The organism is Tenacibaculum piscium (assembly GCF_021390715.1).
Classification (GTDB): Bacteria; Bacteroidota; Bacteroidia; order Flavobacteriales; family Flavobacteriaceae; genus Polaribacter; species Polaribacter piscius.
On record NZ_JAJGWT010000003.1, the window covers coordinates 269,542 to 294,065 of the forward strand.

At 28.9% G+C, this 24,524-nt stretch carries 23 protein-coding genes and 3 tRNA genes; 1 reads left to right on the forward strand and 25 read right to left on the reverse strand.

What is annotated here, in order from left to right; genetic code table 11:
• Positions 1 to 22 precede the first annotated feature (22 nt).
• A complete protein-coding gene (locus L0U77_RS04960; protein WP_233883694.1) occupies positions 23 to 1,894 on the forward strand; it encodes a LysM peptidoglycan-binding domain-containing protein in 1,872 nt (623 codons plus the stop codon).
• A gap of 60 nt (positions 1,895 to 1,954) precedes the next feature.
• Here L0U77_RS04960 and galE read toward each other — a convergent pair whose 3' ends face one another.
• The 25 genes from galE to L0U77_RS05085 form a co-directional block, all read right to left on the reverse strand.
• The gene (gene galE / locus L0U77_RS04965) at positions 1,955 to 2,962 is read right to left on the reverse strand and encodes a UDP-glucose 4-epimerase GalE (RefSeq protein ID WP_233883696.1); all 1,008 of its coding nucleotides are present in this window, start codon (positions 2,960 to 2,962) and stop codon (positions 1,955 to 1,957) included.
• A gap of 47 nt (positions 2,963 to 3,009) precedes the next feature.
• A complete protein-coding gene (rfbB, locus tag L0U77_RS04970; protein ID WP_233883700.1) occupies positions 3,010 to 4,026 on the reverse strand; it encodes a dTDP-glucose 4,6-dehydratase in 1,017 nt (338 codons plus the stop codon).
• Positions 4,027 to 4,080: 54 nt separating this feature from the next.
• Positions 4,081 to 4,641, reverse strand: coding sequence for a dTDP-4-dehydrorhamnose 3,5-epimerase (gene rfbC, locus L0U77_RS04975; RefSeq protein WP_233883702.1), 561 nt, complete (start codon positions 4,639 to 4,641; stop codon positions 4,081 to 4,083).
• 20 nt (positions 4,642 to 4,661) lie between these two features.
• A complete protein-coding gene (gene rfbA, locus L0U77_RS04980) occupies positions 4,662 to 5,540 on the reverse strand; it encodes a glucose-1-phosphate thymidylyltransferase RfbA (RefSeq protein WP_233883704.1) in 879 nt (292 codons plus the stop codon).
• Between the two features lie 9 nt (positions 5,541 to 5,549).
• The gene (locus L0U77_RS04985) at positions 5,550 to 6,101 is read right to left on the reverse strand and encodes a sugar transferase (RefSeq protein ID WP_233883706.1); all 552 of its coding nucleotides are present in this window, start codon (positions 6,099 to 6,101) and stop codon (positions 5,550 to 5,552) included.
• A complete protein-coding gene (locus tag L0U77_RS04990; RefSeq protein WP_233883707.1) occupies positions 6,101 to 6,997 on the reverse strand; it encodes an NAD-dependent epimerase/dehydratase family protein in 897 nt (298 codons plus the stop codon). The genes L0U77_RS04985 and L0U77_RS04990 overlap by 1 nt, the downstream gene beginning before the upstream one ends.
• 16 nt (positions 6,998 to 7,013) lie before the next feature.
• Positions 7,014 to 7,769 (reverse strand): glycosyltransferase family 2 protein, encoded by a 756-nt coding sequence (locus L0U77_RS04995; protein WP_233883708.1) that lies wholly within the window; start codon positions 7,767 to 7,769, stop codon positions 7,014 to 7,016.
• A gap of 40 nt (positions 7,770 to 7,809) precedes the next feature.
• On the reverse strand, positions 7,810 to 8,616 hold the full coding sequence (locus L0U77_RS05000; RefSeq protein ID WP_233883709.1) for a glycosyltransferase family A protein: 807 nt from the start codon (positions 8,614 to 8,616) through the stop codon (positions 7,810 to 7,812).
• 133 nt (positions 8,617 to 8,749) lie between these two features.
• Entirely contained in the window at positions 8,750 to 9,808 is a 1,059-nt protein-coding gene (locus L0U77_RS05005) for an EpsG family protein (protein ID WP_317206161.1), read from the reverse strand.
• Positions 9,809 to 9,849: 41 nt separating this feature from the next.
• Positions 9,850 to 10,803 (reverse strand): glycosyltransferase, encoded by a 954-nt coding sequence (locus L0U77_RS05010; RefSeq protein ID WP_233883714.1) that lies wholly within the window; start codon positions 10,801 to 10,803, stop codon positions 9,850 to 9,852.
• A gap of 62 nt (positions 10,804 to 10,865) precedes the next feature.
• A complete protein-coding gene (locus tag L0U77_RS05015; protein WP_233883718.1) occupies positions 10,866 to 12,098 on the reverse strand; it encodes an oligosaccharide flippase family protein in 1,233 nt (410 codons plus the stop codon).
• Complete coding sequence (locus tag L0U77_RS05020; protein WP_233883719.1) at positions 12,091 to 12,546, reverse strand: acyltransferase; 456 nt, start codon at positions 12,544 to 12,546, stop codon at positions 12,091 to 12,093. The genes L0U77_RS05015 and L0U77_RS05020 overlap by 8 nt, the downstream gene beginning before the upstream one ends.
• Before the next feature lie 2 nt (positions 12,547 to 12,548).
• A complete protein-coding gene (locus tag L0U77_RS05025; protein WP_233883721.1) occupies positions 12,549 to 13,625 on the reverse strand; it encodes a Wzz/FepE/Etk N-terminal domain-containing protein in 1,077 nt (358 codons plus the stop codon).
• 20 nt (positions 13,626 to 13,645) lie between these two features.
• Entirely contained in the window at positions 13,646 to 16,048 is a 2,403-nt protein-coding gene (locus L0U77_RS05030; protein ID WP_233900132.1) for an SLBB domain-containing protein, read from the reverse strand.
• Positions 16,049 to 16,067: 19 nt separating this feature from the next.
• On the reverse strand, positions 16,068 to 17,093 hold the full coding sequence (locus tag L0U77_RS05035; RefSeq protein ID WP_233883723.1) for an NAD-dependent epimerase: 1,026 nt from the start codon (positions 17,091 to 17,093) through the stop codon (positions 16,068 to 16,070).
• Positions 17,093 to 18,418 (reverse strand): UDP-glucose dehydrogenase family protein, encoded by a 1,326-nt coding sequence (locus tag L0U77_RS05040; RefSeq protein ID WP_233883724.1) that lies wholly within the window; start codon positions 18,416 to 18,418, stop codon positions 17,093 to 17,095. Before L0U77_RS05040 ends, L0U77_RS05035 begins: the two co-directional genes overlap by 1 nt.
• Before the next feature lie 111 nt (positions 18,419 to 18,529).
• Positions 18,530 to 19,477: a Gfo/Idh/MocA family protein gene (locus tag L0U77_RS05045; protein ID WP_233900818.1), complete on the reverse strand. Its 948-nt coding sequence runs from the start codon at positions 19,475 to 19,477 to the stop codon at positions 18,530 to 18,532.
• Positions 19,477 to 20,760, reverse strand: a complete 1,284-nt coding sequence (locus L0U77_RS05050; RefSeq protein ID WP_233900819.1) for a nucleotide sugar dehydrogenase — start codon at positions 20,758 to 20,760, stop codon at positions 19,477 to 19,479. Before L0U77_RS05050 ends, L0U77_RS05045 begins: the two co-directional genes overlap by 1 nt.
• Positions 20,761 to 20,888: 128 nt before the next feature.
• Positions 20,889 to 20,963 (reverse strand) — tRNA-Val (locus L0U77_RS05055).
• A gap of 36 nt (positions 20,964 to 20,999) precedes the next feature.
• Positions 21,000 to 21,074 (reverse strand) — tRNA-Val (locus L0U77_RS05060).
• 25 nt (positions 21,075 to 21,099) lie between these two features.
• A tRNA-Val gene (locus tag L0U77_RS05065) sits at positions 21,100 to 21,177 on the reverse strand.
• A 79-nt stretch (positions 21,178 to 21,256) separates the two neighbouring features.
• On the reverse strand, positions 21,257 to 22,477 hold the full coding sequence (locus L0U77_RS05070; RefSeq protein WP_233900820.1) for a bifunctional folylpolyglutamate synthase/dihydrofolate synthase: 1,221 nt from the start codon (positions 22,475 to 22,477) through the stop codon (positions 21,257 to 21,259).
• A 35-nt stretch (positions 22,478 to 22,512) separates the two neighbouring features.
• Positions 22,513 to 23,445, reverse strand: coding sequence for an energy transducer TonB family protein (locus L0U77_RS05075; RefSeq protein ID WP_233900821.1), 933 nt, complete (start codon positions 23,443 to 23,445; stop codon positions 22,513 to 22,515).
• Positions 23,445 to 23,837 carry an ExbD/TolR family protein gene (locus L0U77_RS05080; protein ID WP_101916799.1) on the reverse strand — a complete coding sequence of 131 codons (393 nt, stop codon included), beginning with the start codon at positions 23,835 to 23,837 and terminating at the stop codon, positions 23,445 to 23,447. The genes L0U77_RS05075 and L0U77_RS05080 overlap by 1 nt, the downstream gene beginning before the upstream one ends.
• Positions 23,837 to 24,523: a MotA/TolQ/ExbB proton channel family protein gene (locus tag L0U77_RS05085; RefSeq protein WP_101916800.1), complete on the reverse strand. Its 687-nt coding sequence runs from the start codon at positions 24,521 to 24,523 to the stop codon at positions 23,837 to 23,839. The genes L0U77_RS05080 and L0U77_RS05085 overlap by 1 nt, the downstream gene beginning before the upstream one ends.
• Between the last annotated feature and the right edge of the window lies 1 nt (position 24,524).

A 24,524-nucleotide genomic window follows, 5' to 3' on the forward strand; every position in this document is an offset into this window, starting at 1 on the left:
AATTCTTATAACAAAAAACTAGATGAAGAAATTACAATTTTTACTTTTAATTTGTATTTTAACCTTTACCATTTCCTGTGGTCAGCAGAAAAGATACGTGTCTTATAAAGTTCAAAAGGGAGAAACAATGCGAGACATTGCCAAACGATTGAACATGAAAACCAGAGATTTATTACGTTTAAATCCTGATGTTGATAGAAAACCAACTGCCAATACAGTAATCGTAATTCCGAATACGGAAACTAAAAAAGTAATTTCTTCTTCTACTAAAAATAGTAAGAATACCGATGCGCAAAAAGTTAGTACAGATACGAATGAAAAACAGGTAAATCCGTTAAAAGAAAAAGTAACAGAAACACCCGATACAAGTAAATTAGTTTATCAACAAACAGTATATGAATACCAAACACATACCGTAAAGGCTAGTGAAACTGTTTATAGAATCACCAAAAAATATAATATATCTAAGGATGATTTAATTAAATGGAATCCTGATTTTCCTGAAATCAGCAACAATACAATAAGTATTGGTCAGATTTTAAAGGTAAAACCAATTGCAAAAACAATCGCTGTTGATAAAGAAACAATTCTTAAAAACTTTTTAACACATACCGTTAAAACTAAAGAAACGGTATACAGTTTAACACGTTTTTATAATATTTCTAAGGATGCTTTAATTCAATTAAATCCTGAATATCCAGCCTTAAAAAACAATGAATTATCAACTGGTCAATTATTAAAAATAAAACCAATTGAAGCGGTAAACTCAAGCGATAATTACGCTTTTTATAAAGATAATATTAAAGAAGATATCGCCATTAATCTAGCTATTTTACTTCCTTTTAGAGCAAAAGAGTATAGTAATATGACGGCTGTTGATATCTTTAGTCAAGAAAAAAATAGTTCGGCAAAATTAGCCAATATGGTTACTGATTTTTATTTAGGAGCTGAAATGGCTGTCGATTCTATAAAAAAACAACATATTACTGTAAATCTAAACCTTTTTGATACTGGAAATAGAGGCAAGAATATTGCATCAATTTTAGCTAAAAATAGCTTAGAAAATACCGATGTTGTTATCGGTCCTTTTTATTCTGATAAAGCAGAAATTGTTGCTAGTAAAGTAAAGTCTCCAGTAATTTTCCCTCATTTTTCTAGTAATCAGGATAAATTTTCAGGTTCAAAACTTGTTAAAACAGCTCCCGATAAAAATAGTTATACGGATTATTTAATCTCTTATTTGAAAGAAACGTATAATGGAGAACAAATTTTTGTGGTAGGTGATGGAAAAACAGCCTCAAATAGCAAAATCAATAAAATAGTTTCACAATTAAAAACACATGATTCTATTACAAATATTCATGTTTTAAAACCGACAAAAGGTTATATAAAGAGAGCATTATTTACACGTAAAATGACCTCAAAAAAACGTAATTGGGTACTTATCACTTCTGATGATAATGTTGCTATTGCCGATGTTTTAAATAGCATGATTGGAGTTCCTGATAATATAAAGTTACAAGTTTTTGCCATAGAAAAACATAATGCTTACGAAAAATTAGAAAACAATAAATTAGCGAGTGTTAATTTCACCTATGTATCTGATTCTTATGCTGATGATTCTTCAAAAGATGTAACTATTTTCAATAAGAAGTATTACAAAAAAAACAATACAATTCCTTCGGATTACGCCATTAAAGGTTTTGATATTACTTATGATGTTTTAATGAGATTAGCTTCAGGAAAAGCCTTAACAAATACTTTTAAAGAAGGTGTTTCACTTCGTTTGGAAAACAAATTTGATTATCATAAAAAAATGTTTGGAAGCACTAGTAATAAAGGATTGTTTATGGTAAAATATAACAAAGATTTAAGTTTAACCAGACTTAAATAAAGAGTTCAAAAAAAGCGTATATCTAAAAAGCGTATATTTTTAGATATACGCTTTTTTATATTATTGTTTTTCTTGCCATTTCCATGCGGATAACAACCCTTCTTCTAATGTTTTTTCACTCTTCCAATCTAAAATTTCATTTGCATTTTTTGTATTAGCATAAGCTGCAGTAATATCTCCCAAACGTCTTTCAACAATTTTGTAATTTAATGGTTTTCCTGATACTTTTTCAAAAGTTTTAATAATTTTCATCACCGAACTTCCTTTACCTGTACCGATATTAAAAGTTTCAAAATTCTGATTATTTTTTTTATCTAATAATCTTTCTACTGCTTTTACATGCGCTTTAGCTAAATCAACAACATGAATATAATCACGAACGGCAGTTCCATCAACCGTATCATAATCATCTCCAAACACTAATAATTGCTCTCTAATTCCTATGGCTGTTTGTGTTATATAAGGTATTAAATTCTGAGGAACTCCTATAGGTAACTCCCCTATTTTTATACTTTGATGAGCTCCAATTGGATTAAAATAACGAAGAGCAATTGCATTTATATCATACGCTTTACAACTTTCTTCTATTATTTCTTCCCCTACTTGTTTTGTATTTCCGTAAGTAGATGCTGCTTTTTTTATAGGTGCTTTTTCTGTTATAGGTAATTTATCTGCTTGACCATATACGGTACACGATGAACTAAATATAAAATTATCTATATTTCTATCACGCATTTCTTGTAATAAATATATTAAACTATTTATATTATTTTCATAATAATCTAATGGTTTTTCAATACTTTCACCTACAGCTTTGAATGCTGCAAAATGTATAATTCCATTAATTGTATTTTCATCAAACAAGAACTTAACATCATTTTTAACACGTAAATCTAACTGATAATACTTAGGTTTTATATTTGTTATTTCCTTTATATTATCTAAAACTTCTATTTTACTGTTAGATAAATTGTCTATAATTATCACTTCATAACCCGAATTTTGAAGCTCTACCACAACGTGAGATCCAATGAATCCTAATCCACCTGTAACTAATATTTTTTTCATTTTTATTTTATTTTATTGAGATGATAAGATATAACTTTCATTTATATCTATACATTATTTGTAGCTTTAATCATCCAATTTTTATTTTCTAAATACCAAAGAATTGTTTTTTGAATGCCTTGCTCAAATTGTAAAGATGGCTTCCAACCCAACTCATTTTTAAGTTTTGAAGCATCAATTGCATAGCGATAATCATGCCCTGCCCTATCGGTTATATGCGTTATTAAATTATTTGAAGTTGCTGGTTTTCTCCCTAATAAAGCATCTACTTCTTTGATTAAAAGCTTTATTAAATCAATGTTTTTCCACTGATTATCGCCACCAATATTATACGTTTCGCCTGTTTTTCCTTGATGAAAAATTACATCAATTGCACTTGCGTGGTCTTCTACATAAAGCCAATCTCTAATATTTTCGCCTTTTCCATAGACTGGCAATGGTTTATTATTACAGATATTATCAATAAATAATGGAATTAATTTTTCTGGAAATTGATTCGCCCCATAATTATTCGAGCAATTTGAAATTACAATCGGTAAATTATAAGTATCATGAAAAGCTCTCACAAAATGATCAGATGAAGCTTTTGATGCCGAATATGGCGAGTGCGGATCATAAGCAGTTTCTTCAGTAAAAAGACCTGTTTCAGCTAAACTTCCGTACACTTCATCGGTAGAAATATGATAGAATAATTTATCATCAAAATTATCTTTCCAGCTATTTTTGGCATTTTCTAACAGATTTAATGTTCCAAAAACATTGGTTTTCACAAATGAAAAAGGGTCAGAAATAGAGCGATCAACATGCGATTCTGCCGCCAAATGAATAACCGAATCTATTTTATAATTTTCAAAAATATTTTTGACTAAAGTTTCGTCACAAATATCTCCTTTGATAAAAGTGTAGTTTGATTTCTTTTCAATATCTGTTAAATTATCCAGATTTCCTGCATAAGTTAAAGCATCTAAATTAATAATTTGATATGTTGAATATTTATTAACAAACAATCGAACAACGTGTGAACCTATAAATCCTGCCCCACCTGTGATTAAAATATTTTTCATTAAAAGAATTATTTATAAAATATATTTCAAATTTACGATTCTTAAAGTATTAAATTAAAAAGGAGAATCAAAGTTTTCAAACGTTCCTAAAATTTCATCTTTTGCCGATAAAATTATTTTTTCTTGCTGAATATTCCAATCGATATTAAGGCTTTTATCATTCCATAAAATACCATCTTCATACGAAGGAGCGTATTTATTATCTACTTTATACGAAAAAATAGCTTCTTCGGATAAAACTACAAAACCATGGGCAAAACCTCTTGGCACAAATAATTGTTTTTTATTTTCTTCGGATAACAAAACCGTAATATGCTTGCCAAAAGTTGGCGATTTTTTACGTAAATCGACTACAACATCTAATACTTTTCCTTTATTACATCGCACTAATTTTGCTTGTGAAAAGGGTGGTTTTTGAAAATGTAAACCTCTTAAAACTCCAAAAGTAGATTTTGATTCATTATCTTGAATAAAATTAATTTCTTCTATATTTTCGCTAATATTTGCATTAAATTTTTCTTGATTAAACGATTCGTAAAAATATCCTCTTTCATCTTTAAAAATGGTTGGTTCGATAATAACCACATCAGAAAGTGCTGTTTTGATAAATTTCATTTAAACTTTATTAGCCTTTATTAGTTCTCTTTTACTAAATTTAATAAATACTGTCCGTAGCCGTTCTTTTTTAAGGGTTCGGCAAGTTCACGCACTTTTTCTTTTGAAATATATCCCATATATAAAGCTATTTCTTCTAAACAAGCTACTTTTAAACCTTGTCGTTTTTCGATGGTTTCAATAAATTGACTTGCCTCTAATAATGAATCGTGAGTACCAGTATCTAGCCAAGCAAAACCACGTCCCATAAGTTGAACTTTTAGTTGTTTATCTTCTAAATATTGTTGATTTACAGACGTAATTTCTAACTCTCCTCTTTCTGAAGGAACTACTTTTTTTGCTATTTCAATAACATTATTCGGATAAAAATACAGCCCAACAACTGCATAATTTGACTTTGGATTTTCTGGTTTTTCAATAATTGATATTGCGTTACCATTATCATCAAAATCAACAACTCCGTAACGTTTTGCATCTTTTACATAATAACCGAAAATAGTTGCTTTTTTATCACTTTGAACATTATTAATTGCCGAAGCTAACATTTCTGGCAATCCGTGACCATAAAAAATATTATCTCCTAAAATCAAGCAAACATCATCATTTCCTATAAACTTTTCTCCAATGATAAACGCCTGTGCTAATCCATCTGGAGATGGTTGTTCTGCATATTTTAAAGTTATTCCTAAATCAGTTCCATCGCCTAATAATTTTTCAAAATTAGGTAAATCATTGGGTGTTGAAATAATAAGAATTTCTTTGATTCCCGCAAGCATTAATACCGATAACGGATAATAAATCATCGGTTTATCGTACACAGGAAGTAATTGTTTTGATACGCCTTTTGTTATCGGATATAAGCGTGTTCCTGATCCGCCTGCTAAAATTATGCCTTTCATAAAAATATTTTAAGAGACTACTCTATCTCCCTGTCCTTTTCCACCAAGAGTTGCAAAAATATAATTAAAATAGTCTTTTGTTTTGAAAGATTTAATCATTTCAGCATCTTTTAAAGCCAATTTTTTAGGAGTTGACATATCTATTTTATTAATTTGAGCCAATCCTGTTATTCCTGGAACAACGTTATAAACACCTAATTTATCTCTTTGTTCAATCAGTTCTGTTTGATTAAATAAATTAGGACGAGGACCTACTAAACTCATATCACCTTTTAATACATTAATTAATTGTAACAATTCATCTAGTTTTGTTTTTCTTAAAAATGAACCAAATTTTGTTATTGATGATTTACTAGCTAAATGAGAAGCTACCGATTTCGTATCTTTACTCATGGTTCTAAATTTTAACAAGTTAAATGGCTTTTTGTTTTTCCCTACTCTTTCTTGAACAAAAATAGGAGAACCTGTATCAAATAATCCTATAATATATAATACTAAACCTATAGGTAATAAAAAAATTATTCCGAAGAATGAAAATAAAAAATCAAATAAACGTGTCATTATTTTTTAAAAGTTTTAGTTGTTTTAATTAAACCTTCTTCAATAGTTAAAGGTAGTTGATTAATCTGTAATGCTTGTTTTATTTTTTGATTAGAAACAACATAGTCTTGTGTTAATTTCTGTAATCTTTCTGTATTTAATGGTAATTTTAGTTTGTCTCCCATTTTTGCTGCTGTTGATATTAATGAGGCTGGTATTTTTAATAACCTAGCTTTTTTATCAGAAACAGTTGCTAAAATTTCTATTAACCTGTTAGTAGATATATCATTATCATCTGTAAAATTATAAATACCAGAAGCTACTGTCTTATTCTCTAACATTTCACCCATTAAAAAATTAAGATTATTAATTGATAAAAATGATTTTTTATTATTAAATGAAGCCAAAGGCCAAGGAACCCCCTTATCTACAACTTTAAATAATAAATTAAGATTTCCTTTATTACCCGCTCCATGAATCATTGTAGGACGAATTATAAAAAGTCTCTTTCCTTTAGGTAATTCTTTTGATAACAAATATTCCTCTGCCTTTAACTTAGATTTACCATAAGGTGTTTTAGGTTCAGGTATATGATTTTCATATAATACACCATCAACGGCATCAGCAACAGCCTTAACACTACTGAAAAAGAAAAAATCTTTTACCTCTGAATTTAAAAACGAATTAAATAAATTTATAGTCAAATCTGTATTAACTTTAAAATATTCTTTTTCATCTAAAGTATTCGAAGTATCATCTGCTTTTCCTGCTAAGTGAATTATTGCATCTGCTTTAGCATCAAAAGTATAGTTTTCATTTCTTAATGAAACTTTTTCTATACTACTACCCTTATTTTCTAAATATTCTGTAATATTACTTCCAACAAAACCTGAAGCTCCTGTTACTACTATTTTCATGTATTAATTTTTAAAATTACTTTTTCTTTAATAATGTTTTTAACACATAAGACACTGTACAATAAGCCGATTTTAAAAATCCTAACTTTTCATTCTTAGAATAAATAAACCAATGATATTTTATTAATTTCACTTTATTACTTGATACAGAATTTTTTCGTATTCTATAGTCTGCTAATACTTCAGGAAAACAATATACATAATCTGTTTTTTTTAGCAATTTTAACCACAATGCATAATCTTGTCTTTTAGCTATATTATCCATATAGATTTTACCAAAATAATTAGCATCATAAATTGCTGTTAAACAGCCTACTTTATTTAATGTTAATGATGAATTATATGATGATTTTTCAGGAACATTATCTATTGTTACTAAATACTTACCATCTTCATCTATTTGATTATAATAAGTACACGTAAATGGATAGTTATTGGTTTGCATAAAATGCAATTGTTTTTCAAGTTTTTTCGGTGTCCATAAATCATCGCTATCTAAAAAAGCGATATACCTTCCTTTTGCATTTTTTATTGCTTCATTTCTTGTTAAAGCAGGACCTGAATTTGTTTTGTTTTGGATTAATCTTATTTTATCTTTAGGACTTTTTTCGATATAACTTTCAATAATTTCAACAGAATTATCCGTAGACATATCATCAACAATAATCATTTCCCAATTCTCATAGGTTTGATTCAGTACTGATTCAATTGTTTGTTTGATAAAATCACTCGAATTATACGATGGCGTTATTATAGATACTTTGTTCTTCATTGAATATTTTATATCTTAAAAAAATGTATTAAATTTAAAGTTATTTTATATCAAAAAAACCTTTAAAAAAACAAACGAAAAAATAGATTGAATGTTTAACTGATTTTATTTTACTACGATGTCTAATTAAAAAATAAAAGAAAAATATAAATCCTACGAATCCAAAAAGTCTTCTAGAATATCCACCTAAAAAAGTCATTAATTTTTGATCAAACTCATTAATTTTTCCAGAACTCTCATAAGGGTGATTCACTAAATAAAAAGGAAAATAAACTATTTTCAATTTTTTAAATATAGCGTCTCGTATAAAAATACTTTCTTCTCCTCCTGTTGAGTATTTAGGCGAGCCTAATCCGAAATTCTGATCAAAAGTTAAATTATTATCTATGATACTTTTTCTTCTAAATGCTATTTCAACACTACTAATGTTTTTGAAATTTAAAAAGGTTATTTTTTGCGATTCTTTTTTATACTCTTTATATTCTTGTTCACCAGGATTTGTTTTAATTTTCCCTGATAAAATATCTAATGTAGCATCTTTTATAAACTTATCTTTTAACTCATCAATATAAGAGTCTTTATACCGTACATCATCATCTGCAATTACACAAATATCTGATTTTGCATTTTTAAGACAATTATTACGATTTAATGACAATCCTCCTTTTTCACAAAAAACTAATGTAACATCTTCTCTTTCTTTTAAAATAGATGGTACTTCAAATAAAGTATCATCTATTTTTTGAACTGAAATAACATAAAAAATATCATCTCTTTGATTTAATAAAATCAATGGAACATTTTTTACATTTGAACTGATTGTAGATATTAATATATCAACTGTCATATTATATTAATTTTATGCGTGTTAATTACTAAAAAAAATTATTTATAAATTTTAAAGCTACAATATAATAGAAAATATACTACTAATCAGAATAAATAACTATTCTATTAATAGTGTATTTTACTTTAAAAAATCATCTTAAAAAAAACAATTCATAATTATTTAAATAATCTCCTCTATAAGAAGATTGTGCAAAATACAATGTACTGAAATAATAAAAAGTACAAACTGTAAATAAAAATACTAATAGAATCATCTTTATATTTACACCTCTTAATTCATTATATAACTGATAAAACCATACAAAGTAAAAAGGTATAAAAAAATAACTAATTCTAACAACTTTTTCTCCAAATTGAAAAAAAGTTCCATAAATAAACAAACCAACAAAAGCCATATTTTGAGCATAAGTTAATATGTTGTTTTTGTTGTTTTTCACAAAAGCACGTTGTATTAAAGAAACAAAAAAGAAAACTAAAATAAGACTATAAAATATTTTTTTACCCGAAACTTGATCTTCGGCTAATGTTCTTTCAAAATAATAAGCAAATAAACCTAACTTACTAACTAAAAACATGAATATTTTAGTAGAAAAAAAAGATAAAATCATCAAAACAGTAAAAACATAAATACTATATTTTTTTTTAAATAATTTATTAAAAAATAAAAACAGTATAAATATTACACCTGATAAATGAAACATTCCTGCTAAAGTAACAAAAAATAAAAATAGCTTCTTTTTATTCTCATATAAATAACTAAACCCTAAAAAAATCAGTCCAATAGCTACATATTGTCTTACAAAACCAAAAGAAGTTAAATAAGAAGTTGTAAAAGTTGTAAATAAAAAAACAAACAACATACTATAGGACTTAAACCTAAAAGCGCCTATAAATATACTACAGACATACACAATTGATGTTAAAAGGAAAAAAATAAATGGTGCTTCATAGCTCCTTGCAACTAATAGAAATACCCTACTCAAAGGCTCTATATAATCTAAAGAATAGAAACCATTTATCATGTTTTCATAGCTAAAATAATCTATTCCTGCATCATAACGAAAACCTGAAAATAAAATTAAAATAACAACAAATACATATATAGCATTCTTACTTTTAAAAATGTCTGTAAAAATAACAGTTAACAAAAGCATAAAATACAATGCTAGGTAATATAAATTAAATATCATGCTTTTCTATTCATTTAATATATTGTATGTTTAAAGTTAAATTATTCAACTAATTTAGTTAGTTTTTTAGTTAATAAATAAATAACTGTTTTAAAAAAATTTACTACACCTATTTTAACAAAATCAAGAGATATTATTAAATGTAAAAGTGTACTGATGTAATTTTTAGTTACAGACCTATAAAGATAATATTTAAAAGTAATAAGTGCTTTTCTTTGGGCTAAATTCCAGCCTGATAATTGCATTACTTCTTTTTCATATCTTTTAATTTCATTCAAATCTAAAACAGTAGCAATACGATATGTAATATTATTGTTTTCACAAAAAGCATTCAACATTTTACGTCTTGTTTGCCCTGCGTAAAATTGTTGTTCAGATAATTTACCTTTACTTATTTGCTGACTACTAACTCTATATTTGAATAAAACTTCTTGTATATTATGAAATTTCCCATAGTTATGAAATCTACTCCATAATTCGTAATCTTGTGCATATTTAAAAGATTCATTATAAGTGATTTTATCATTATTTTCATCTAAAATAAAATTTCTAAACATCACTACAGGATGTGCAAAAGGCGATTTTAAGAAAAGAAACATATTATTTTCTTTTGGATAAAAAACCTCTTTTTGAACATCCCCAAAATATTCAATATTCGTACCACAAACTACATACTCTTTATTTTCATCTAAAAAATGAACCTGTTTTTCAAATCTTGTTGGATACGAAAAATCATCGGCATCCATTCTGGCAATATATGTTCCTTTTGCCAACAACAACCCTTTGTTTAACGATTTTGTTAAACCAATATTTTCATTATTTTCAACAATTTGTATTCTTTTATCTTTTTGTTGATACGCTTTTAATAATTCAATATTTTCTTTTCTTGAAGGTTTATCGTTTACAATAATAAACTCAAAATCAGTAAATGTTTGATTTAAAATAGAATTTATAGCCTCTTTCATCCACTCAATAGGCTCTGAATAAATTGACATTATAACCGAAACTTTTACCATTATTTTTTTATTTTTTACATTCATCAAAAACAGATAAATTATTATCTTATTTTTTTAAAAAAATTATTCTGTAGTGTTTTTTTCATCAAAATAAAACTTGCTAAAATTGAAGAAACCACTAAAACGAGTGCTACATAAAACACTTCTAAATCGTAAATTTTCACTATTAAATATCCTAATAAAATTACACAAAAATTAATACTTAAAATGTTAAACACTTCACTTTGTCTTTCTTCAATAATAAGTATTCTTGTTGTAACTAAATTTAAAACAGCAGGTATTATCATTAAACAAATAAAGTTATAAAGATTAATTTCTTCCCCTTCAAAAACTCGTTTTAAAAGATACATTTGTATATAAGATGCTCCAAAATACATCAAAAAATAAGCACCTAAACTAGCTAAAGAAAAAGCTAAAATAAATTTTTTAATTAATTTTGAAAAACTAGCATGTTTGTCTTTTTGTTCGGATAAATAAGGGTAAACAGCATTCATTGCTGGTGCAATACCGCTATAAAAAATAGTATATGTTTTTTGAGATAATGCAAAAATACCTGTTATCGTATTTCCGTAACTAGAAGAAATAAAATACGTAGTAATAGGATTTAGTAAATTATTTAAAAAACTATACGAATATATTTCAAAAGAGCTTTTAAGCCTTTTTTTATTGTACGAAAATGTTAGTAATTGATACTTAAAATCAAATTTTCTCGCAAAGAAAAAAATAAGAATACTATTAAGAATATATGCACCAACTGTTAAAGTAACATATAGTAATAAATCATTTTCATTTTTTACTAAAAGTACAATTAAAATACCAAAAATAAGTTTAGTTGAAATTTGCACAAAAGAAACAACTCTTAACTTTTGAATTGCCAAGAAAAAGAATGATAATGAAAAAACCTCAAATAAAATACCAAGAGAAAAAACTAAGGATATTATAAAATAACTGTCATATTTAATATTGATAATCAATAAAAAAATCAGGATAGATATAAAAGAAAAAATTATTTTAAACGAAAAAACTTCGGATAAAACAGTATGTAGTTTAACTTTATTTTCTTTGAAGAGTGCAATATCTTTAATTGCTTCTATATTGAAACCGAAATTTCCAAAAGAAATAAAAAAACTAAAAAAAGATAATAAAACCGAAAACTCACCAAAAAGATCTAATCCTATTCTTAAAATTACAATTGGTAATACAACTAACGGAATTAAAAAATCTAATACTTTTACGATAGTCAAAAGACCAATATTCTCTAATAATTTACGCATGTATTTTTTTTACTGGTATTCCAACATAAATACCTGGTTCTAAAATACTTTTAGATACGACTGCTCCTGCACCAATAATTACATTATCACAGATGGAAACATTCGGTAATATTGTTGCATTTGCCCCTATTTGAACATTATTTCCTATTGTTATCTCAGAACCAATATGCACTAATTTAGTACTATTATTACTGTCTTTTGTGAAATTTAATTTAAGCGATATTATTTTTGCTCCAGCAGAAATTGCTACATTATTTCCTACACGAATTCCATTTGTTGCATTCAAATAACAATAATCATTTAATGAAAATCTTTCTCCAAAATGTAATTTATTCGGATGTATTATTGAAAAAGGACCATGAACACTACCTTTTTTGTATGTTTTAGGATATAAAAACTGAAACCTTAACCTATGAAATTTTAAAATAACTCTCTCTAAAATAGCCATATTTATTTTAATTTTTTAATCCAATCTTTACCAAAAACAACTCCTACTCCTGTTACAATTCCTAAGAAAAGCCAAATTATAAAAATCATTCCTCTTCGAGGTTTTGATTTTATAGCAGGTACACTTACAGGATTTATAACTGTAAATACGGGTGTATTTTCTTTTAGTTTAATTTTTTTTGTTTCTAATTCTTTTGCTAATTGCGTATAAACATTATAGGCTAAATTATAGTCTGATTGCAAACTTTCTAAACGAGATTTTGAACGAGAAGTAATTAATCCTTGATTTCTGTCTCTAAAACTAGCTAAGGTTGCTTGTTTATTTTTGAAATCTTTTTTCACTTCGTTATAACGTTCTTGAATAAAAGTAAACTCTTCTTTGGTTTTTTGAGTTTTAAAATTAGTGATTTCTTTTTCTAATAACTCTTTTGCTTTTTTGGTCATTTGTGCCGCTGGTAAGGCTTCTGGCATCGAAAAATCTATTTTCACAAAACCTTCCTTAGGATTAATCTCTAATGCTAATTGGTTTTCTATAAATTTAAATAATTTTATTTCTTGTAAGGATACTCTATATATACTATCTTTTCCAACTTGCAACACACTTACTTCATTACTTTTAAATAAGCCTATTAACTTACCAGGAAGTCCGATAGTATATTCTTTAATAAAAGAGAGTACGTTTATTTTTTGATGATTTAAATAATATTCTTGATAGGTAACTTCTTTTTCAAGATGAGAAAATTTTAAAGGCACGTTTAGTAGTTCTTTTTTAAAAAGAATACTTTCTACTATTTTAGGATACAATTGAGGGTGAATATCCTTAGAAGCGCTACTACTTCCTAAATTAATTCCTGCCAAAGCGGCTAATCCACCTAAATCACCACCTTTATTGTTTGATAATTGAGGTACTAAAGTAGTTGATGCCGTATATTCTTTGGCTGAAAAAACAGCAATAAATGCGCCTAAGAAAGCAAAGATAATCATAAAACGGATTACGGTTTTTTTACCTTTCCAAACAGTTTTAAATAAATCTAATAAATCTATCTCATCAGAAGTATTGTATGTACTTTTATGTTCCATTTTTTTTACTCTTATTTTTACTATTTATCTGTTAGTGTCTTGACTAAAACTCCTAAGGTCGCTAATCCTGTTGTTATGGCAATAATTTCTTGTGTTGATACCTTTCTAACATTTTGCGGTTTATTAGGTACTAGTATGACAGAGCCTGGCTTTACTTTTGGATATGATTTAAAGAATAAAAAACTTTTTGTTGTTTTAATATCACCATTTGCATGGATTATATAGGCTCTATTTTTTTTAGCATTTGCTGAAAAACCACCAGAGCTTTCAATATATTGTTTAAAGCTCCTTGCTTTTTCATATCGAACCAATGACGGCGATAATACTTCACCTTCTACTTTTACGGTTTGTCTTTCAGATGGAATAAAGAGTTCATCACCTTCTTCTAATATTAAATTATATTTTGATGATTCGCCACCTTTAGCTAATATTTTTTCTAGGTCAATTCCTATTTTAAAGGATTTTTTTCCATTAATTTCTTGTGTAGCAACCCCTAGTGTATCTTTTTTAGCAAATTCTGCAAGCATTTCTGATTGCTTTTCATCTTCTTTTTTATTATTTTTTCTCGTTAAAAAAGCTCCTTGAACGTATGCAAATTTTGTTAATCCACCTGCTTTTTTAATTAAGTCTGATATTTTTTCATTTTTTAAACCGATAGAATATTCTCCTTCAAAATTAGCTTCTCCTTTAATAAAAACATTTTTTTGTTTGGTATATCCTTTTAAGTATCGAACTGAAATAATATCAAAAGGTTGTAAAATAAAATGATTACTTGCTGTTCCTTCTAAGGTACTATTTGCACTAAGATTAAAGTTTTTACTAATAGTTTCGAAACTTCCATCTTTCAACCTTCTTGAAACATCAATTGTATTGGCATCAGCACCATCTTTTAGCCCACCGGCAAGTACAATTAAGTCTTCAATTTGCATTCCTTGCATAAAATCAAATTTTCTACCTTTATTTACTGCGCCATTAATGGTGATAAATTCTTTTTCTTGTAGTTCTTTTTTACTAAAGATATAAACTTCATCATTTTGCTTTAAAAACAGTTTGTCATTGTTTTCTTTTAATGAAAAAGAAATAGTCTCTTTGTTTGTTTCATCATAAATTCTTGTAATGATTCCTCTATCTAAGAAAGCTTCTTTGGTAATTCCTTCTGCTTTATTTAATAAATCGGTTATCGATAAATTTTCGGTGTATTCATAATTTCCAGGTTGAAAAACAGCTCCTTTTATGGTTATTTTATTTGAAAATTCATCTGTAATTTGATTAATTTTTATAAAATCGCCATCTTTTAATTTTTCTACGGATAATTTTGCTTGAGGTATTTCTAAAATTTCTTTTTGAATCCCATTAACTCTTTCAACAACAATATTTTGTTTGTATGCGTTTGAAACAAAACCACTACAATATTTTAATAAATCTGAAACGGTTTCAGAATTTTTCATTTCATACAACCCAGGTCTTTTAACAGCTCCTTCGATTGTTACTAATTTCTCGTAGGGTTTTACAATGATAACATCCTGATCTTGTACGGTTATATTTCCTTTTTCTAATCCGTTTACTAAAAACTCATAAAAGTCAAAATCAGCTATTTTTTGTCCTGCTCTAAAGAGTCGAATATTTCTAAGGGTTCCATTTTTTGTTGGTCCACCTGCAGCATATAAAGAGTTTAAAACTGTTGAAAAAGCGCTTAAAGAATATGAACCAGGTACTTTTACCTCTCCAACAATACTTACTTGAACATTTCGTACTTCTTTTATAGAAACGGCGATATTCACTTTATTATAACTATCGGAAGAAGCTGTTATTCCAGCATAAATTTTCTTTAAATAGTTTTTAATTTTTGATTTTGCCGCTTTAATAGGCAATCCTACAACATGAACATAACCAACACCTTGAATATTAATAGCTCCTTGTCTATTTACTTTTTTATCGTAATTAGCTTCAGCTGCTCCCCATAAATCAACAGAAATAACGTCTCCTGCTCCGATAACATAATTTTCAGGAGTTGTTACATTTAAATTTGGAGTAAATGAAATATTTGGATTATTAAAAAAATCATATCCAAATAATTTTTCTTTTTGTTGTGTTTCACTTTCTTTACCTGTTAATCCAAAATATACCTCATCTTGAGTTTTTAATATTTTAACACCATCAACTTTAGTTACACTTGAATTATCTAGATTAAGGATTCTAGTTTTTAATTTTTGAGCTTGAACTTCGGACATTCCTTTGGTTTTTGCCATTACTAGGGCTTGTTCTAAGGTATATCCTTGTTTTTTAATTTTATCTCGATAACTAGCAACTTGTTTATCAGAAAGATTATCAACCTCAACAGTATTTAATTGCGATTGTGTAGCCTGAGCGTATGTTACGGTACTAAAAAGTGAGATAAAAAGTATAAAAACAACTTTCATCATTTTTTTTTTCAATGTTCTTTTATTTTTCAATTTCAAAAATTTTAAACCAATTTATAAATTCTTTAATTCCTTTATCTAATGAGGTTGTAGGCTTATAATTATAATCTTTAATTAATTCATCTACATTTGCCCATGTTTTTTGTACATCACCAGGTTGCATTGGTAACATTTCTTTTTGGGCAATTTTACCTATATTTTTTTCTATTTCTGATATAAAGTCTAACAATTTCACCGAATTATTATTTCCGATATTGTATATTTTATATAAATTTCTCTCTTTAACTTCTTCGATTGGTTTTGAAATTATTTTTTCAATTCCTGTAACGATATCATCAATATAGGTAAAATCACGTTCCATATCGCCATGATTAAACACTTTTATAGCACGATTATTCATCATCGCATCCGCAAATAAAATAGGTGCCATATCGGGTCTTCCCCAAGGTCCATATACGGTAAAAAAGCGTAAACCTGTTGTTGGTATTTTATATAGATGACTGTATGTATGTGCCATTAATTCGTTGCTTTTTTTAGTAGCGGCGTACAAACTTACAGGATGATCTACATTATCCGAAGTTTCAAAAGGCACTTTTTTATTCGCTCCATATACGCTTGAACTACTGGCGTACACCAAATGTTTAATCTCATTATCGCGACAACATTCCAAAATATTTAAAAAACCAACGATATTACTTTGTATATAAGCATCAGGATTTTCAATACTATAACGAACTCCTGCTTGTGCTGCTAAATTACAAACTACGTCAAACTGTTCTGATTCAAACAGCATTGATAATACTTTTTTATCTTCTAAATTAAGTCGGATAAATTTAAAATTAGTGTTAGCACTACTGTATGTCTCTTGATAAAAAACTGAAGCATCTTCTCTTTTAATACCTAGTTCTTTTAATCGGGCATATTTAAGATTTACATCATAATAATCATTGATATTATCGATACCAACAACATTAAAACCTTTTTCTAAAAGCCTTTTACTTAAATGATACCCTATAAAACCTGCTGCGCCTGTAACTAAAACTTTCATTAATTTTTTCCGATTTGATAATATTCAAAACCTTGCTCTTCTAATCTAAATGCGTTGTATTGATTTCTTCCATCAAAAATAATTGGTGTATTTAATTGTTGTTTTATTTCTGTAAAATCTGGTGAACGGAATTCTTTCCATTCTGTCAGCATAATTAAAGCGGTTGCTTCTTTTAAAACATCGTATTTTGATTCAAAATATGAAACACCTTGAACATCTTTTAAATAAAAATGCTGTGCTTCTTCCATCGCTTTCGGATCGTATGCTTTAATTTTAGCGCCTCTTTTCACAAGTTCTTTTACCACATAAATAGCGGGTGATTCTCGCATATCATCGGTTCCAGGTTTAAAAGCTAATCCCCAAAGGGCAAATGTTAATCCTGATAAATCTTCACCAAATCGTTTAATTATTTTCTCAGCGATTACAAATTTCTGACGATTATTTACTTCTTCTACGGATGTAATTAATTGTGCGTCATAGCCATTTTCTTCGGCTATTTTCTTTAATGCTTTTACATCTTTTGGAAAACAAGATCCTCCATAACCAGCTCCTGGATAAATAAAACTGTATCCAATTCTACTATCAGAACCAATTCCGACACGTACATTATTTACATCTGCGCCTACTCTTTCACAAATATTAGCGATTTCATTCATAAATGAAATTTTGGTCGCTAACATCGCATTTGCAGCATATTTGGTCATTTCTGCCGAACGAATATCCATGGTTATAAAACGCTCATGCGACATGGTAAACGGTGTATATAGTTGTCTCATTTTATCAAAAGCATATGCTGTTTCTGCACCAATAACAACTCTATCGGGTTTCATAAAATCACTGATAGCATCTCCTTCTTTTAAAAATTCAGGATTTGAAACAACATCAAAAGTAATATCTAAACCTCTTGCGTCTAACTCTTTTTGAATTGTTGCTCTCACTTTATCGGCAGTTCCTATTGGCACCGTTGATTTATCAACAACGACAAGTCTTTTAGTCATTTTAGCGCCTATTTCTTTGGCTACGGATAAAACATATTGTAAATCGGCAGAACCATCATCACCCATAGGCGTTCCTACGGCGATAAAAACAATCTCAACATCGTTGATAACTTCTTCTAATTTTGTTGTAAAAAGAAGATTATTTTTTTCAACATTTTTAAGAACCATTTTTTCTAATCCTGGTTCATAAATAGGAATAATTCCTTGGTGAAGTTTATCTATTTTATTTTGATCGATATCAACACAAGTAACTTTATTTCCCATTTCTGAAAAACATGCTCCTGATACTAAACCTACATAACCTGAACCTATAACTGCTATATTCATCTAACTATTATCTTTTAACTTTTCTTAAAATACTTTAACTTATTTATAATAAAAAAACTATTATCTATTTAAGATATACGTTTCAATTATATTTTTATTGCAAATATACTTTTATCTATTTAAAAACAAATGTTTCTCTCCATTATTGACTACTTCCACATTTCGAATATCGTGTACAATTTCTATGGATGCTTTTGCATCTGCGAGTCCGTATCCCTTTCCTTTTAAGATTCCTTTATAGCTTTGAGTATGTAATTCTGTAAAACCGCCACTAAATTCGATTTCTTGTCCATCAACAGTTATCGAGCGATAGGTTCTTTGATTTTTCTGCTTAACTTCTAAGGGCAATGAATTTTCATTTATTGATAAAAACCAGCGTACTCTTGCATTTTCAAACTCTAAATATCCTGCTGATGCGTCTTTTTCTCTTAGATGGACTTTATTTTCTTGTACTTTTCCAAAAACCCAAGAAAGCATATCATAAAAATGCACGCCAATATTGGTGGCAATTCCTCCTGATTTACTTTGATCTCCTTTCCATGAAACGTCGTACCAATTTCCTCTGGAAGTTATATATGTTAAATCAACATCGTATTTTTGCTGTTTACCTAGTTTTTTTTCGGCAACAACTTTTTCTTTTAATGCGATAATACTTGGATGCAATCTCAATTGCAGAATGGTATTAATTTTATTTCCCGATTCTTTTTCGATATCTTGTAAAGCATCTACATTCCAAGGATTTAACACCAATGGTTTTTCACAAATAGCGTCTGCTCCTCTTCGCAATGCCATTCTGATATGCGAATCATGTAAATAATTTGGGGTACAAATACTTACATAATCTAGTTGAATATTTTGTTGTCGTTTAATTTTTTCGATATGACGGTCAAAGCGTTCAAATTCTACAAAAAAATCTGCATTTGGGAAATAGCTATCCATTATACCTACGCTATCGAATTTATCTAACGCAGCGATTAACGTATTATTGGTATCTTTTATTGCTTTTAGATGGCGTGGTGCAATATATCCTGCGGCTCCTATTAGTGCAAAATTTTTCATTATAATGTTTTGTCTGTTAAATTTTGAGGAAGAAAATTTTTCACATCATACACGACACTATTTTCTTTTTTTAATTGTAGTAAATCAATTTCTTTAAATTGATGATGTGACACTGCTAAAACAACAGCATCGTATTTTTTTTCGTAAAGATTATTTGTTAATTCAAAATCATACTCGCTTAAGACTTCTTCATTCTTAGCCCACGGATCATAAATATCAACTTGAACGCCATAACTTTTGAGTGCATGATATACGTCAATTACTTTTGTATTTCTGATATCGGGACAATTTTCTTTAAAGGTGATTCCTAGTATTAGGATTTCAGCTTTTTTAACTTTTACATCTTTCGAAATCATTAATTTAACAACTTCGGATGCAATATGATTTCCCATACTATCATTTAATCTTCTTCCAGATAAAATAATTTCTGGATAATAGCCAAATTGTTGTGCTTTTTGCGCCAGATAAAATGGATCAACACCGATACAATGTCCACCGACTAAACCAGGTTTAAAGGGCAGGAAATTCCATTTTGTGGCGGCGGCTTCTAAAACATCATTTGTGTTGATGTTCATCAGATTAAAAATTTTAGCCAATTCATTTACAAAGGCGATATTAATATCTCTTTGACAATTTTCTATAATTTTTGATGCTTCGGCGACTTTAATTGACGATGCTTTATGCGTTCCTGCTTTAATTACAGATTTATATAAATCATCAATTTGTTGTGCTATTTCTGGGGTAGATCCCGAGGTAACTTTCAGGATATTTTCTACGGTTCTAATTTTATCACCAGGAGAAATTCTTTCAGGAGAATATCCTACATAAAAGTCTTTATTTAATGTAAGTCCTGATTCTTTTTCTAAAACAGGCACACAATCTTCCTCTGTTGCTCCAGGATATACGGTTGATTCATAAATAACGACATCTTGTTTTTTAAGAATTTTCCCGATTGTTTTGCTGGCACTTAATAGGGGAATTAAAATGGGTTGATTATTTTTATCTACGGATGTTGGAACGGTTACAATATAGTAGTTACAATCTTTTATTTCTTGAATATTATCGGTCACAAAGAGTCCTTTTTCTTCGGATTTTTGATGTATTAAGACGGTTTTTAATAAATCGGGTGCTACTTCAAGTGTTGTATCGATTCCGTTTTTAAGTTCTGCAATTCTTTTTGATTTTATATCAAAACCAACCACGGAATATTTAGTTGCAAATAATCTTGCTAGGGGCAATCCTACATAACCGAGTCCTATAATTGCAATTTTTGGTACGTTCATTTTTATAACTAACAAAGTACTTTTAGCGTACTTTTTATATTTTTATATAATTTACGAAGCTACAAAAAACATTTTTAAAAATATTAGAAAACAAAAAAAGTCTCATCAAAATTTGATGAGACTTTCGGTGGGCGCGAAGGGATTCGAACCCCTGACCCCTTGGGTGTAAACCAAGTGCTCTGAACCAACTGAGCTACGCGCCCTAAAACAATATATTTAACTTTAACTAATAATCTATGTGGGCGCGAAGGGATTCGAACCCCTGACCCCTTGGGTGTAAACCAAGTGCTCTGAACCAACTGAGCTACGCGCCCTAATGCAATTAACCTTTTAAGCTTTTGGTGGGCGCGAAGGGATTCGAACCCCTGACCCCTTGGGTGTAAACCAAGTGCTCTGAACCAACTGAGCTACGCGCCCTATAAGCTAATTGCGGGTGCAAATATATAACACTTATTTAATATAGCAATGCTTTTTTCAGGTTTTTTTGACTTTTTTTTCATAAAACTTCGGCAACAACAAAGGTACTTCCTCCAATATAGATACCATCTTTATCATTTGCATTTAATTTTGCTTGTTCAAAAGCCTGATTTACAGAATTAAAAGATTCTCCTATTAAATTAAATTGCTTCGCTTGTTCTTTTAAAATTTCTTCGGATAATCCTCTTGGAATATTTGGTTTACAGAAATAATAAATTGCTTTTTTAGGAAACATTGGCAAAATAGCCGCCAAATCTTTATCAGCAACAACTCCTAAAACAATATGTAATTTCTCAAATTTCTCGTTTTCTACTTCTTTTTTTAATTGATTTAAAGTGTACGTTAATCCTTCTTTATTATGTGCGGTGTCGCAAATAATTTTTGGATTTTCTTGTAAAATTTGCCAACGTCCTTTTAAATTGGTGTTTTCGACTACTTTTAACAATCCATTTTTGATATTTTCACCAGAAACAACAAATCCCTCTAATTGCTGTATTGCTTTCACCGCTGTTTTTGTATTTTTAGCTTGATAATCGCCTAATAAATCGGTTTTATAGGTAGTTAATTCATCCGAAGCAAATACTATTTTTGCCTTACAAGAAAGGGCTTTTTCTAAAAAAACATGCTCAACATCTTGTTGTCGTTCGCCAATAACAACAGGTATATTTTCTTTTATAATTCCTGCTTTTTCGAAAGCTATTTCGGGTAATGTTTCGCCTAAAAATTGCGTATGATCTAATCCTATATTTGTAATTACAGCAACTTCTGGCGTAATAATATTGGTAGAATCTAATCTCCCTCCTAAACCGACTTCAATAATAGCGATATCGACTTTTTGTTTAGCAAAATAATCAAAAGCCATTCCTACGGTCATTTCAAAAAACGACAATTTTTGAGCTTCTAAAAAGCTTTTATTTTCAGCTACAAATTCGATAACATTTCCCGTTGGAATTTCTTGTCCATTAATTCGAATCCGTTCTGTAAAATTTTTTAAATGTGGCGATGTGTATAAACCAACTTTATAGCCTGCTTCTTGTAAAACACTAGCAATCATATGGCTTGTAGAACCTTTTCCATTGGTTCCGCCTACGTGAATTGTTTTAAATTTTCTTTCAGGATTTTTTAATTCATTACTTAATGCAATGCTGTTTGTTAGGTCTTTTTTAAAGGCTGTTTTTCCTTCTCGTTGATACATTGGCAACTGAGAAAATAGCCAATCTAAGGTTTGTTGATAGGTCATTTATATTTTGTGAAATATTTTAAAACTGCTATTTATTATTGTGACAAAGAGAATTTGTAGATAATTGTTCCTCGTTGTTTTTGGGGTGCATTTTGATCAGCATTCCATTTGGTTTTTAAGGCGGCTTGTTTGGCTGCTTTTTCTAGGCAAGGAGCGGAACTTGTACTTCCTTTTAAACCACCTGTTTGTGCTTTAATAACTTTTCCATTTTGATCTACTTCAATGCTCACTACAATTGTTCCTTCTTCTTGGCAATCTGGTTTTTTGATTGGTTTTGAAAGGGCTTTACGTCCTGCTAAATTATAATTACCGCCAGAACCGCTTCCTGAATTTCCGTAATATTTACTTGAATTTGGATCGCCATTTTTGTTTCCTTTTGTTCCTGATTGTGTATCATCTCCTTCCCCTTTTGCTTTAGCATTTTTAGAAGTTCCGCCAAGCAAACTATTTAAAGCATCGGTGGTTTGTTTTGATGGTTTTGGAGTTATTTTTTTAACGTCTTTCTTGTTTTCTTTCTTATTTTCTTTTTGATTCGTTTTTTTTGCCGTCTTTTTTTGAGGTGTTTTAGTCGTTTTTTCTGCTGATAATTTTTCTTTTTCTACTGATTTATCAACAGTGGGAACATCTTTTTTGGTCTGATTGGTTATAATATCATCCGTAATAATTTCATCAGAAGCCTCCATTATTTCTTGCAAATCTTCTTCTACTTCTTGAAGATCTTCTTCAGAATCTTCTTGAATTTCATCTTCAATTTCTTGTTCGGATTGTGCTGTTGTTTCCGATTTTGTATTTTCAACAGGTTCGCCACTTCCAACCTCAGCATCCCCAAAATTAATTGCCAGTCCATATTCAATTGGAGGATCTAAATACTTCATTCCGAAATTAAAAATCCCAAAAAGTAAAAGCATCAAAATAAGGGCTGTAATAATTGCTGATTTTCGTTTATGTGCTGTTTCCAATATCTTCATTACTTTGCTTTTACCGCCAAAATCATCTTCAATTTATTTCTATTAGCGATGTCAATTACATTCATCACATTTTTATAAGGTACATTTTGATCGCCTCTAATCACTAATGTTTTCTTTTTATCCGTACCCATTTTTTCTAGAATTCTTCTTTCTAAATTATCGGCACTTACTTTTGTTTTATCAATATAAAAAGAAGAATTTTCGGTTATCGTAACGGCTACGGCAGTATTATTTTCGGTTTTCCCTCCTGCTTTTGGCAATAAAACATCAATCGCATTTACGGTAACTAAGGTTGATGTTAGCATGAAAAATATCAACAATAAAAAAACAATATCCGTCATTGACGACATATTAAAACTTGGATCAACTTTATTTCTTCCTTTTAAATTCATTATACAGGTTCATTTAATAGGTCTAAAAAATCTACTGATATTGCTTCCATTTGATACACTACTTTATCGGTACGAACCACCAAATGATTGTAGGTTATATACGATATAATTCCAACAATTAAACCCGCAACCGTTGTTGTCATGGCAGTATATAATCCATCAGACAATAATTTTATATCGATTTGTCCACCAGAATTTGCTATTTCATGAATGGCAATAATCATTCCAATTACCGTTCCTAGAAAACCAATCATAGGAGCAGCTCCTGCGATAGTGGCGATTACAGAAACATTTTTTTCGAGTTGATAGACTTCCAATTTCCCTGCATTTTCAATCGCTTTATTGATATCTTCTAATGGTTTTCCGATTCTCGAAATTCCTTTTCCGATTAATCGTGCTGTGGGTGAATTGGTTGTTTCACATAATTCTTTGGCACTTTCTAAATTCCCGCTTGTAACAAAATCTCTAATTTCGTTCATAAAATTTTTGTCCACTTTTGATGCTTCTTTAATGGCAAAAAAACGTTCAAAATAAATATATAATGCCACGGCTAAAAGCACAAATAAGATGGCAATAATAATTTGACCACCTACTCCACCGTCTTTAATCAATTGAATTATTGATAATGTTTTTTCAGTTGATATTTCATCAACTAAACCTGTATCATCTTGAATGTATCCTAACATG

What these genes read in the sequence shown, in the direction of transcription:
- L0U77_RS05015 (WP_233883718.1), bottom strand. Translation starts at nt 12,098, where the DNA reads ATGCGTAAATTATTAGAGAATATTGGTCTTTTGACTATCGTAAAAGTA.
- L0U77_RS04960 (WP_233883694.1), top strand. Translation starts at nt 23, where the DNA reads ATGAAGAAATTACAATTTTTACTTTTAATTTGTATTTTAACCTTTACC.
- L0U77_RS05075 (WP_233900821.1), bottom strand. Translation starts at nt 23,445, where the DNA reads ATGAAGATATTGGAAACAGCACATAAACGAAAATCAGCAATTATTACA.
- rfbA (WP_233883704.1), bottom strand. Translation starts at nt 5,540, where the DNA reads ATGAAAGGCATAATTTTAGCAGGCGGATCAGGAACACGCTTATATCCG.
- L0U77_RS05035 (WP_233883723.1), bottom strand. Translation starts at nt 17,093, where the DNA reads ATGAAAGTTTTAGTTACAGGCGCAGCAGGTTTTATAGGGTATCATTTA.
- rfbC (WP_233883702.1), bottom strand. Translation starts at nt 4,641, where the DNA reads ATGAAATTTATCAAAACAGCACTTTCTGATGTGGTTATTATCGAACCA.
- L0U77_RS05000 (WP_233883709.1), bottom strand. Translation starts at nt 8,616, where the DNA reads ATGACAGTTGATATATTAATATCTACAATCAGTTCAAATGTAAAAAAT.
- L0U77_RS05070 (WP_233900820.1), bottom strand. Translation starts at nt 22,477, where the DNA reads ATGACCTATCAACAAACCTTAGATTGGCTATTTTCTCAGTTGCCAATG.
- L0U77_RS05045 (WP_233900818.1), bottom strand. Translation starts at nt 19,477, where the DNA reads ATGAAAAATTTTGCACTAATAGGAGCCGCAGGATATATTGCACCACGC.
- L0U77_RS05040 (WP_233883724.1), bottom strand. Translation starts at nt 18,418, where the DNA reads ATGAATATAGCAGTTATAGGTTCAGGTTATGTAGGTTTAGTATCAGGA.
- L0U77_RS05005 (WP_317206161.1), bottom strand. Translation starts at nt 9,808, where the DNA reads ATGATATTTAATTTATATTACCTAGCATTGTATTTTATGCTTTTGTTA.
- galE (WP_233883696.1), bottom strand. Translation starts at nt 2,962, where the DNA reads ATGAAAAAAATATTAGTTACAGGTGGATTAGGATTCATTGGATCTCAC.
- L0U77_RS05030 (WP_233900132.1), bottom strand. Translation starts at nt 16,048, where the DNA reads ATGATGAAAGTTGTTTTTATACTTTTTATCTCACTTTTTAGTACCGTA.
- L0U77_RS05050 (WP_233900819.1), bottom strand. Translation starts at nt 20,760, where the DNA reads ATGAACGTACCAAAAATTGCAATTATAGGACTCGGTTATGTAGGATTG.
- L0U77_RS05010 (WP_233883714.1), bottom strand. Translation starts at nt 10,803, where the DNA reads ATGTCAATTTATTCAGAGCCTATTGAGTGGATGAAAGAGGCTATAAAT.
- L0U77_RS04985 (WP_233883706.1), bottom strand. Translation starts at nt 6,101, where the DNA reads ATGACACGTTTATTTGATTTTTTATTTTCATTCTTCGGAATAATTTTT.
- L0U77_RS04990 (WP_233883707.1), bottom strand. Translation starts at nt 6,997, where the DNA reads ATGAAAATAGTAGTAACAGGAGCTTCAGGTTTTGTTGGAAGTAATATT.
- L0U77_RS05085 (WP_101916800.1), bottom strand. Translation starts at nt 24,523, where the DNA reads ATGTTAGGATACATTCAAGATGATACAGGTTTAGTTGATGAAATATCA.
- L0U77_RS05025 (WP_233883721.1), bottom strand. Translation starts at nt 13,625, where the DNA reads ATGGAACATAAAAGTACATACAATACTTCTGATGAGATAGATTTATTA.
- rfbB (WP_233883700.1), bottom strand. Translation starts at nt 4,026, where the DNA reads ATGAAAAATATTTTAATCACAGGTGGGGCAGGATTTATAGGTTCACAC.
- L0U77_RS04995 (WP_233883708.1), bottom strand. Translation starts at nt 7,769, where the DNA reads ATGAAGAACAAAGTATCTATAATAACGCCATCGTATAATTCGAGTGAT.
- L0U77_RS05080 (WP_101916799.1), bottom strand. Translation starts at nt 23,837, where the DNA reads ATGAATTTAAAAGGAAGAAATAAAGTTGATCCAAGTTTTAATATGTCG.
- L0U77_RS05020 (WP_233883719.1), bottom strand. Translation starts at nt 12,546, where the DNA reads ATGGCTATTTTAGAGAGAGTTATTTTAAAATTTCATAGGTTAAGGTTT.